The 250-nt window shown below is 39.6% G+C and carries 1 pseudogene; it reads left to right on the top strand.

Features of this window, described 5'->3' with window-relative positions:
- Window positions 1-250 (top strand): annotated as a pseudogene (locus ACYQ2O_RS13725) (helix-turn-helix domain-containing protein); the annotation flags it as partial.

The raw sequence follows: 250 nt of genomic DNA on the forward strand, positions 1-250 counted from the left end.
AGCATACAAGTACAGATTATACCCAACCGAACAGCAAAAAGAATATTTTGCGAATTGTTTTGGCTGCGCCCGCTTCATCTACAACCAAATGCTCAGCGACAAAATCAACCACTACAAAGAAACAAAACAAATGCTCCACAATACACCGGCGCAATACAAAAAAGAATGTCCGTTTTTGAAAGAAGTGGATAGTCTAGCATTAGCGAATCCCAACAGAATCTGGAAAGAGCCTATAAAAACTTTTTCCGAG

The sequence above is a fragment of the Alkalibacterium sp. m-11 genome, from assembly GCF_054658155.1.